This is a genomic window from uncultured Arenimonas sp., from assembly GCF_963976025.1.
Classification (GTDB): domain Bacteria; phylum Pseudomonadota; class Gammaproteobacteria; order Xanthomonadales; family Xanthomonadaceae; genus Arenimonas.
On the sequence record NZ_CAXBJS010000126.1, the window covers coordinates 1 to 7851 of the forward strand.

Here is a 7851-nt window from a genome sequence, read left to right on the forward strand (position 1 = left end):
AGGTCGCGCTCGCTTTCGGCACGGTCCACGGCGGTGTAGGCGGCGGCGTTGACCACCAGGTCGGGCGCCACGCGTTCGACCAGGCCGGCCAGGGTGTCGGGTGCCGCCAGGTCGGCCACTTCGGCCGCGCCGCCGTCCGGCAGCTGGCCGCTGCGGGTGGCGGCGATCACTTCGCCCAGCGGGGCCAGGGCCGTGCGCAGTTCATGCCCGACCTGTCCGTTGGCACCCAGCAGCAGCAGGCGCATGCCGGCTCAGCCCTCGTAGGACGGCAGGCGGTCGGCCGGGATATCGGCCAGGAAGGGCGCGGCGGCGTCCTTGCCCGACAGCGACGGGTTCGAGACCGGCCAGTCGATGGCCAGGTCGGCGTCGTCCCAGCGGATGGCCGCGTCGGCCTGCGGGTCGTAGGTGGCCGTGCACAGGTAGTGGAACGTCGCCTGTTCGCTGAGCACCACGAAACCGTGCGCGAAACCTTCCGGGATCCAGAACTGGCGCTTGTTTTCCGCGCTGATCACCGCAGCGGCCCAGCGGCCGTAGGTTGGCGAGCCGCGGCGGATGTCCACGGCCACGTCCCAGACCTCGCCTTCGAGCACCGACACGAACTTGCCCTGCGGGTTTGGCCACTGGTAGTGCAGGCCACGCAGCACGCCGCGTTCGGAACGCGAGACATTGCCCTGCACGAACTTCGGGGCCAGGCCCAGCGGCGCCAGCTTGTCGTGGTTGAAGGCTTCGTAGAAATACCCGCGTTCGTCGCCGAACACCCGGGGCTCGAACAGCAGGCAGCCCGGCAGGTCGGTTTCGATGACCTTCAAGGCACCGCCCCGCGTTCGACCAGGGACAGCAGGTACTGGCCGTAGCCGTTCTTGGCCAGCGGCTTGGCCAGTTCAAGCAGCTGCGCGTCGGTGATCCAGCCATTGCCCCAGGCGATTTCCTCGGGGCAGCACACGCGCAGGCCCTGGCGGGCTTCGATGGTTTCGATGAAGGTCGAGGCTTCCAGCAGGGACTGGTGCGTGCCGGTATCGAGCCAGGCGTAACCGCGGCCGAGCTGTTCCAGGTGCAGGCCGCCTTCCTCGAGGTAAACGCGGTTGAGGTCGGTGATTTCCAGCTCGCCGCGCGGCGAAGGCTTGAGCGCCTTGGCGAACTCCGGGGCGCGGCCGTCGTAAAAATACAGGCCGGTGACGGCGTAGTTGGACTTGGGGCTCGCCGGCTTTTCCTCGATGTCCACGACCTTGCCGTCGGCATCGAACGCAGCCACGCCGTAACGTTCCGGGTCCTTGACCCAGTAGCCGAACACCGTGGCGCCGTGTTCGCGCGCATCGGCGCGCTTGAGCCGCTCGGTGAGGCCGGTGCCGTGGAAGATGTTGTCGCCCAGCACCAGGCAGCTGGGCTGCCCGGCCAGGAAGTCTTCGCCGATCAGGAAGGCCTGGGCCAGGCCATCGGGGCTGGGCTGGGCTTCGTAGCGGATGTCCATGCCCCATTGCGAGCCGTCGCCCAGCAGGCGCTTGAACAGCTCCTGTTCGTGCGGGGTGTTGATGACCAGCACTTCGCGGATGCCCGCCAGCATCAGCACGCTGAGCGGGTAGTAGATCATTGGCTTGTCGTAGACCGGCAGCAGCTGCTTGGACACCGACTGCGTGATCGGATAAAGACGGGTGCCGGAACCGCCGGCCAGGATGATTCCCTTGCGCTTCATTCAGGCCTCCTGGCCGATGCGTTCCATGCGGTAGCTGCCGTCCAGCACGCGCTGCACCCAGGCCTCGTTGGCCAGGTACCAGTCCACCGTGGCCGCCATGCCCTGCTCGAAATCCACGGTCGGCTGCCAGCCCAGTTCGGACTGGATCTTGGAGGCGTCGATGGCGTAGCGCCGGTCGTGGCCGGGACGGTCCTTGACGAAGGTGATCTGCGATTCACGCGGCTGGCGGTCGTCGCGCGGACGGCGCTGGTCGAGCAGCGCGCAGATGGCCTTCACCACCTCGATGTTCTGGCGCTCGGCGTCGCCGCCGACGTTGTAGGTCTCGCCGATGCGGCCGGCTTCAAGCACGCGCCGGATGGCGGCGCAGTGGTCCTTCACGAACAGCCAGTCGCGCACGTTGCGGCCATCGCCGTACACCGGCAGCGGATCGCCGGCCAGGGCCTTGAGGATGACCAGCGGGATCAACTTTTCCGGGAACTGGAACGGCCCGTAGTTGTTCGAGCAGTTGGTGGTCAGCACCGGCAGCCCGTAGGTGTGGTGGTAGGCGCGCACCAGGTGGTCGGACGCGGCCTTGGACGCCGAATACGGCGAATTGGGCGCGTACGGGGTTTCTTCGGTGAACTTGCCCTCATCACCCAGCGAACCATAAACCTCGTCGGTGGAGACATGCAGGAAGCGGAAGGCCGCCTGCGCCTCGCCTTCGAGGCCGCGGTAATACTCGCGCGCCGCTTCGAGCAGGTTGAAGGTGCCCACGACATTGGTCTGCACGAAGGCACCCGGGCCGTCGATCGAGCGGTCGACGTGGCTTTCCGCCGCGAAATTGACCACCGCCTGCGGCCGGTGTTCGGCCAGCAGCCGCGCCACCAGGGCGCGGTCGCCGATGTCACCCTGCACGAACACATGGTCCGGGTTGCCGTCGAGCGGCGACAGGGTGTCGAGGTTGCCGGCATAGGTCAGCGCATCGAGGTTCACCACGCGGATGCCCGACGCCACGGCGTCGAGCACGAAGTTGCCGCCGATGAAACCGGCGCCGCCGGTGACCAGCCAGGTCTGCATGCCGTTATTCCTGTCGGGTGGGGGGAACCGCAGTCGCTTCCAATCAGAACGGGATGTCGTCGTCCGGGAACGGGTCGTCGCCGCGCTGGGGCGAGGAACCACCGCCGCCGCCACCACCACGATTGCCGTAGTCGCCGCCGCCACCGCCGCCCGAGGGACGACCGCTGGCCGGACGGGCCGGGCGCTCGGAGCGTCCACCGCCACCGCCACCGCCGCCTTCACCGCCGCCGCCAAGCATCTGCATCTCGTTGGCGATGATGTCGGTGAAATATTTCTCGACGCCGTCCTGGCCGGTGAACTTGTCGTAGCGGATCTCGCCCTCGATATACACCTGGCGGCCCTTCTTGAGGTATTCGCCGGCGATCTCGCCGAGCTTGCCGAACAGCTTCACGCGGTGCCACTCGGTGCGTTCCTGCTGGTTGCCTTCCTTGTCCTTGCGCACCGAGCTGGTGGCCACGGACAGGGTGCAGATGGCCATGCCGCCCTGCGTGTACTTCATCTCGGGGTCGTTGCCGAGGTTGCCGACCAGGATGACCTTGTTTACACCGCGCGCCATGGCGAACCGCCTTTAATGTTTGTTGATCCGTGGAAGGCCCGATTATGCCAGCCTTCGCCGCCCGGGCCACCGGCCATTGCCCCTGCCGGGGGTGGGAAACCACCCGGAAAGGGGGCCGGGAATCGTATAATCGCGCCATGTCCGCCCAGCCCCGCCCCGTTTCCCTGCCCGGCATCACCCAGGTCCAGGCCCTCGCCGCCGGCGAGATGGCGGCCGTGGACGCCCTGATCCGCGGCCGGCTGGCCTCGGACGTGGTGCTTATCAACCAGATTTCCGAACACATCGTCGCCGCCGGCGGCAAGCGCCTGCGACCCATGCTGGTCGTGCTGGCGGCCCGGGCCCTGGGCGGCGGCGGCCCACGGGCGCACCAGCTGGCGGCGATCATCGAGTTCATCCACACCTCGACCCTGCTGCACGACGACGTGGTGGACGAATCCGACCTGCGCCGCGGCCGGCGCACCGCCAACGCGCTGTGGGGCAATGCGCCCAGCGTGCTCGTGGGCGATTTCCTGTATTCGCGCAGCTTCCAGCTGATGGTGGAGCTCGATTCGATGCCGGTCATGCGCATCCTGGCCGACACCACCAACCAGATCGCCGAAGGCGAGGTGCTGCAGCTGCTGCACGTGCACAACCCCGACACCGACGAAGCGGCCTACCTGCGGGTTATCGAGCGCAAGACGGCCGTGCTGTTCGCGGCGGCCACGCGCCTGGGCGCGCTGCTGTCGGGCGCCGACGAAACCACCCAGCAGGCCATGCACGCCTATGGCATGAACCTGGGCCTGGCCTTCCAGATCGCCGACGACGTGCTCGACTACACCGCCGATGCCGATGCCCTGGGCAAGAACCTGGGCGACGACCTGGCCGAGGGCAAGGCCACCCTGCCCCTGATCCACGCCATGGCCCACGCCGGCGACGAGGTCCGCGCCCGCCTGCGCGAGGCGATTGAAACCGGCGACGCCGATGCCATGCCCGAGGTTCTCGCGGCCATCGGCCAGTCCGGCGGCATCGACTACAGCCGCGAACGCGCGGCCCACTACGCCGACCGCGCCGAAGCCGCCCTGGACGCGCTGCCGGACTCCGAATGGTCCCGCGCGCTACGCGGCCTGGCCCGCTACGCCGTCGCCCGCGGGCACTGAATCAGTCGCCGAAGCGCTCGTCGAAGAAGTCTTCCATCATCCCGTAGGCGCGCTTCGCGGCGCGCGGGTCGTACATGCAGCCCGGGCTGTTGGCATCGGCCTCGGCGAAGCAGTGCACGGCGCCGCTGAAGTTCACAAACTGCCAGTCGGCGCCGGCCGCCGTCATCTCGTCCTGGAAGCCGGTGATCTGCGCCTGCGGCACGTAGGTGTCGGCGGCGCCGTTGAGCACCAGCAGGCTGGCGCTGACCTCGCCTTCCTTCGCCGGCAGGGTCGTTTCGAGGTTGCCATGGAAGCTGACCACGCCGGCCACGTCGGCGCCGCTGCGCGCCAGTTCCAGCACGATCGCGCCGCCGAAGCAGAAGCCGATGCCGCCGATGTCGGTCACGTCCAGCGGCGTCTTGCCGGCCGAGTCGCGCAGCACGCCCAGCGCGGCATTGATGCGGCCACGCAGGGCCTCGCGGTCGGCGTACACGGCGCCGGCGGCCTTGCCGGCTTCCTGGGCGTTGGCCGGGCGCACGCCGCTGCCGTACATGTCCACCAGCAGGATCACGTAATCGTCGTCGGCCAGCGCCTTGGCCTTTTCCACCGCCGCGTCGGTGACGCCCATCCAGTTGGGCACCATCAGCAGGCCCGGTCGCCGGTCGTCTTCGTCGGCGTCGTAGACCAGGTAACCGTCGAAGGTGGTGCCACCATGTTCCCAGCTCACCGGCTCGGCAACGGGTTTGGCCTGGGCGGCGGCGGCAAGGGCGAACAGGGCGAGGGCAAGCAGGCAACGGCGCATGGCGGAGGGATCCTTGGAAACCGGGGTCAGAGTCGAGTTTTCCCGATGCTGTCCCCGTTGCCGTTAAACCCCGATGAAAACTCGACTCTGACCCTGGTTTTCAGGCGACGCCGAGGCCGGGGATGGTGTTGATCAGGTCGGGGTCGAAGCCGGCGGCCTTGGCGAAGTGGCGGCCGCGGTCGATGTAGTCGCGGTAGCGCGGGAAGCTCGGCGCGCCCGGCGACAGCAGCAGCACGCCGTCGTGGCCCAGGGCCTGCAGGCCCAGCTTCACCGCCTCGCTGACTTCTTCGGCCTCGGCCAGGATGAAGCGCCCGCCCTGGGCGAGTGGCTTGAGCTTTTCATGGATGCGCGGGCCGTTCTGGCCCATCGTGATCACCGCTGTCACCGGTTCGGATGCAATGCGTTCGACGCAGATGCCCCAGTCCAGGCCGCGGTCGTAGCCGCCCACCAGCAGGGCCACGCGGCGGCCGCGGTAGCAGTCGAGCGCGGCGATGGTGGACTGCGGCGTGGTCGAGATCGAGTCGTTCACCGATTCGATGCCGTGGCGCAGGCCCAGGGACTGCAGGCGGTGCGGTAGCGCCCGGAAGCTGGCCGCCGCCGAGGCCAGCGCCACCGCGTCCAGGCCCAGGGCTTCGAGGGTGGCCAGCGCCGCGCACAGGTTCAGGCGGTTGTGCCGGCCCGGCAGCGGCACGTGGCGGGCGTCGAGCACCGGCTGTTCGCCGCGGTAGACCATGGCCTCGCGCAGGTGCCAGCCGTCGGCGTGGTTGAACCAGTGCACCTTGGTGGATGCCGGCACGTCCAGTTCCACCAGGTGCGGATCGCCGGCATTGAGCACGGCCAGGCGCGGCGCGGCGCGGGTGATCAGGGCCAGTTTGTCGGCGTAATAACGCGCTTCGCTGCCGTGCCAGTCCAGGTGTTCCGGGAACAGGTTCAGCACCACCGCCACGTCCACGTCGCTGGCTTCGCCGGTCTGGTAGCTCGAGAGCTCGATCGCCCAGTAGTCCGGCGGCGGCTGCACGTCCAGCAGCTCCAGCAGCGGCAGGCCGATGTTGCCGGCCAGCGCCGTGCGGGCGCCCGAGGCGCGCAGCAGATGCGCAACCAGCGCCGTGGTGGTGGACTTGCCCTTGCTGCCGGTGATGCAGATGCGCTTGCCGGCCGTGGGCTCGGCGAACCACAGGCCGCTGGCGCCGATGAAACGCACGCCTTCAAGCGCGGCGTCGGCGGCCGGCGAGGTGTAGGGGCTGATGCCCGGCGACTTCACCACCACTTCGTGTTCGGCAAGCATTTGCGCGTTGACGCTGGTTTCGATGCGCAGCGCCGGGTCCTGCATGTCGCGCAGGGGTTCGGCTTCGTCGTGCGAACAGAACACGGTTACCGGCTGGCTGGGCAGGCGCCAGCGCAGGGCGGCCAGCGCCGAACGGCCCTCGCGGCCGTAGCCCCAGATCGCAACCCGTTTTCCTTCAAGCTCCGAAATTCGCACGCAGACGCTCCCACAAGGCGTCGGGGATGCCGTGATCATCCGAGGGTTCGAGCAGCGACGCCAGCCCCCGCTCGGCCGGGTCGAGCTGCGGCCGGATTTCGCGGGCATAACGTTTCACCAGGGCATCCTCGCGCCAGGCCGCGCTGTTGGCCAGCAGTTCCATGGCCGCGCGTGATTCCCGACCCTCGCCCACGCATTCGAAGGGCTTGTGGTCGCGGTACTCCATCAGCGCGTCGAAACCCGGGGCCTGGTCGGCCTCGTCGAGCAGGTTGCGGCCGAAGATGCCCATCAGGCGCGGCTTGGGCATGAACGGCGCCAGCGCCAGGAACACGAAGTGGCACTTCGGGCACACCCCGCACCAGCGCTGCGCCGGGCGTTCGCCCAGCAGGTGGAAGTTGCGATTGCAGCTGGAGAAATACGCGTCGTAGTGGTCGATGCGCGCGAACTGGCGCGCCACCGCCAGCTCGGAGAACGGACGCAGCAGCGAGTAATAGCGCAGGTCGGCGGCGACGTGGCTTCGCAGGTGGGCGGCGAAGTCGCGCTCGAAGTCCCAGCCCTTGGACCACTGGTGGTTCACCTCGCCGGTGCCTGGGATCAAGCTGCCGTAGCTGGCCGAACGTTCGTTCGAAAAAACCACCTGGTCGTGGCCGTTCAGCAGCGCGGCCAGGGCCAGGATGACCGAGTTCACCGCCGTCACCGGGATATGGCCGTTGAGCGCGCCGCGGCGGTTGAGTTCGAACAGCAGCGGCGACAGCGCCCGCCCGATATTGAGCGTGGGCAGGCCGGTGCGCGCGGCGCAGGCGGCGATCAGCGGCGAACCGCCGACCCAGGTGACGGTCTGCGCCACGCCGGCGGCGCGCAGGGCTTCGATGCTGACCAGGGAGTCCTTGCCGCCGCCGATGGCGACCACGGCATGTTCCGACAGCCCGGCCGCGGGCGCCGCTGCGGCGCCGGTCCCCGACATATTGGGGGCGAATCGGCTTTGTGGGCAACAGGTTGGGAGGGCGCCTTCAGATGGGGGGTCAGCATGTTGAGGGTGTCAACATCTAGCGGATTGCCGCGGCGGGCGCGAGATGGTCAATCGCTGCTCCCGCGGGGTGAGGGCGCAAGGCCCGCCGCGGGGAGCCCGACGCACTGGCGGTCGAGGCTTGG

General features: G+C 68.8%; 8 protein-coding genes and 1 pseudogene. 1 reads left to right on the forward strand and 8 read right to left on the reverse strand.

Translation table 11 applies throughout. The features are described 5' to 3' along the window. From AACZ35_RS10185 to ssb, 5 genes are all read right to left on the reverse strand, one after another. Positions 1-245, reverse strand: a 245-nt coding sequence (locus tag AACZ35_RS10185; RefSeq protein WP_339828795.1) for a sugar nucleotide-binding protein, incomplete at its 3' end; no start/stop codon positions are given. 6 nt (positions 246-251) lie between these two features. After that, a complete protein-coding gene (rfbC, locus tag AACZ35_RS10190) occupies positions 252-809 on the reverse strand; it encodes a dTDP-4-dehydrorhamnose 3,5-epimerase (RefSeq protein WP_339828797.1) in 558 nt (185 codons plus the stop codon). Then, positions 806-1690 carry a glucose-1-phosphate thymidylyltransferase RfbA gene (gene rfbA / locus AACZ35_RS10195; RefSeq protein ID WP_339828799.1) on the reverse strand — a complete coding sequence of 295 codons (885 nt, stop codon included), beginning with the start codon at positions 1688-1690 and terminating at the stop codon, positions 806-808. Before rfbA ends, rfbC begins: the two co-directional genes overlap by 4 nt. After that, positions 1691-2746: a dTDP-glucose 4,6-dehydratase gene (gene rfbB / locus AACZ35_RS10200; RefSeq protein WP_339828802.1), complete on the reverse strand. Its 1056-nt coding sequence runs from the start codon at positions 2744-2746 to the stop codon at positions 1691-1693. 43 nt (positions 2747-2789) lie between these two features. Beyond that, positions 2790-3302 (reverse strand): single-stranded DNA-binding protein, encoded by a 513-nt coding sequence (gene ssb, locus AACZ35_RS10205; RefSeq protein WP_339828804.1) that lies wholly within the window; start codon positions 3300-3302, stop codon positions 2790-2792. A gap of 137 nt (positions 3303-3439) precedes the next feature. Here ssb and AACZ35_RS10210 point away from each other — a divergent pair, with 137 nt between their 5' ends. Next, positions 3440-4438 (forward strand): polyprenyl synthetase family protein, encoded by a 999-nt coding sequence (locus tag AACZ35_RS10210; RefSeq protein WP_339828806.1) that lies wholly within the window; start codon positions 3440-3442, stop codon positions 4436-4438. Between the two features lies 1 nt (position 4439). Here the strand turns inward: AACZ35_RS10210 and AACZ35_RS10215 are convergent, their stop codons facing one another. The 3 genes and pseudogenes from AACZ35_RS10215 to AACZ35_RS10225 all read right to left on the reverse strand — a co-directional run. Next, the gene (locus AACZ35_RS10215) at positions 4440-5219 is read right to left on the reverse strand and encodes a dienelactone hydrolase family protein (RefSeq protein WP_339828808.1); all 780 of its coding nucleotides are present in this window, start codon (positions 5217-5219) and stop codon (positions 4440-4442) included. Between the two features lie 100 nt (positions 5220-5319). Continuing rightward, positions 5320-6699: a UDP-N-acetylmuramoyl-L-alanine--D-glutamate ligase gene (murD, locus tag AACZ35_RS10220; protein WP_339828810.1), complete on the reverse strand. Its 1380-nt coding sequence runs from the start codon at positions 6697-6699 to the stop codon at positions 5320-5322. Continuing rightward, positions 6680-7648, reverse strand: a pseudogene (locus tag AACZ35_RS10225) (endonuclease domain-containing protein); the annotation flags it as partial. The pseudogene AACZ35_RS10225 and the gene murD, both read right to left, overlap by 20 nt. Between the last annotated feature and the right edge of the window lie 203 nt (positions 7649-7851).

What these genes read in the sequence shown, in the direction of transcription:
- ssb (WP_339828804.1), bottom strand. Translation starts at nt 3,302, where the DNA reads ATGGCGCGCGGTGTAAACAAGGTCATCCTGGTCGGCAACCTCGGCAAC.
- AACZ35_RS10210 (WP_339828806.1), top strand. Translation starts at nt 3,440, where the DNA reads ATGTCCGCCCAGCCCCGCCCCGTTTCCCTGCCCGGCATCACCCAGGTC.
- rfbB (WP_339828802.1), bottom strand. Translation starts at nt 2,746, where the DNA reads ATGCAGACCTGGCTGGTCACCGGCGGCGCCGGTTTCATCGGCGGCAAC.
- rfbA (WP_339828799.1), bottom strand. Translation starts at nt 1,690, where the DNA reads ATGAAGCGCAAGGGAATCATCCTGGCCGGCGGTTCCGGCACCCGTCTT.
- AACZ35_RS10215 (WP_339828808.1), bottom strand. Translation starts at nt 5,219, where the DNA reads ATGCGCCGTTGCCTGCTTGCCCTCGCCCTGTTCGCCCTTGCCGCCGCC.